Below are 1425 nucleotides of genomic sequence, written 5' to 3' on the forward strand. Positions count from 1 at the left end.
CTGGCCTTTCTGCTGGCGCCGGTGCAGCGCTGGCTGACGCACAAGCTGCGCGGGCGCGGCGGCGTGTCTGCCGGCATCATCACCGTGCTGGTACCGTTGGTGCTGGCCGGGCCACTGGTAAGCCTCGGCGTGGCCTTTGCCAACCAGTTTGCCGAGCTGGTTACCCGCCTGCAAAAACAGCCGCTGCGTTTCGATCTCGACCTGCTGGTGCAGCTGGAGCGCTATCCGCTGCTCGGCAGCCTGTCGGCGTGGTTGCGGCACAACTTCACCACCAGCCACGACCAGCTGCAGGACTGGCTGGTCGGCGGCGCCCGACTGCTGTTGCCGTCGCTGGCCAGCACCGGCGGCCAGGTGGTGCTCGGCACCCTCGACATGGTGGTGCACTTCTTCATGATGCTGTTTCTGTTGTTCTTCCTGTTGCGCGACGGTCGCGTGCTGCTCAATCGCTCGCTGCGGCTAGTGCCGATGGAACCGCAACGGCGCAGCCGCCTGCTGCAGCTGATCGGCAACACCACCCGCGCCGTGGTCTATGGCACCGGCCTGACCGCGCTGGCGCAGGGCGTGCTGGTCGGCATCGGCTTCGCCATCAGCGGTCTGCCGTCGCCGGTGGTGTTCGGCGTGCTGGCGGCAGCGCTGGCGCTGCTGCCAATGGGCGGCGCGGCACTGGTATGGGCGCCGGCGGTGCTGGCGCTGCTGTTAAGGTCGCAGTGGGGTTGGGCGCTGTTCATGCTGCTGTGGGGGCTGGGGGTGTCGGTATCCGACAACCTGCTGCGGCCGCTACTGATTTCCAGCCGCGAGCCGGTGTCGATGCTGGCGGTGTTCATCGGCGTGATCGGTGGCCTGTCCGCCTTTGGCATGATCGGCATCATCGTCGGGCCGGTGCTGCTGACGGTGATGGCGGCGCTACTGCGCTTTGTCGACGAAACCCTGTCCGACACACCGTGACCGCTATCGGCGCGGGGTAACGGTGTAGGGTAGCAGGCGGTCGGTTTCCTTCTTGACCACCGCGTAGCACTCGCAGCACAGCTGCTCCAGCTGCGGCCGGTCCAGTACGGTGATGTGGCCGCGGCTGTATTCGATGACCCCCAGTTTCTGCAGCTTGCCGGCGGCGTCGGTGACGCCTTCGCGGCGTACGCCCAGCATGTTGGCGATCAGCTCCTGAGTCATGGTCAGCTGGTTGCTGGGCAGCCGGTCCAGCGACAGCAGCAGCCAGCGGCACAGCTGCTGGTCGATGGAGTGGTGGCGGTTGCACACCGCGGTCTGCGCCATCTGCGTGATCAGCGCCTGGGTGTAGCGCAACATCAGCTGCAGCAGCTCGGCGTGGCGGTTGACCTCGTTCTTGAAGTGGCTGCCGGCCAGGCGGAAGGCGTAGCCGGCGCTTTGCACGATGGCGCGGCTGGGGGTGCTTTCTCCACCCATGAACAC

The 1425-nt window shown here is 66.8% G+C and carries 2 protein-coding genes; one reads left to right on the plus strand and one right to left on the minus strand.

The window, feature by feature from the left end:
* Window positions 1-945: AI-2E family transporter (locus ABNW52_RS18520; protein ID WP_349591151.1), on the plus strand; the 945-nt coding region annotated here is incomplete at its 5' end.
* A 3-nt stretch (window positions 946-948) separates the two neighbouring features.
* Here ABNW52_RS18520 and ABNW52_RS18525 read toward each other — a convergent pair.
* Window positions 949-1425 (minus strand): Crp/Fnr family transcriptional regulator (locus ABNW52_RS18525; protein ID WP_349591153.1); only part of this gene is annotated, 477 nt, incomplete at its 5' end.

It is taken from the genome of Vogesella oryzagri, from assembly GCF_040148885.1.
Taxonomy (GTDB): domain Bacteria; phylum Pseudomonadota; class Gammaproteobacteria; order Burkholderiales; family Chromobacteriaceae; genus Vogesella; species Vogesella oryzagri.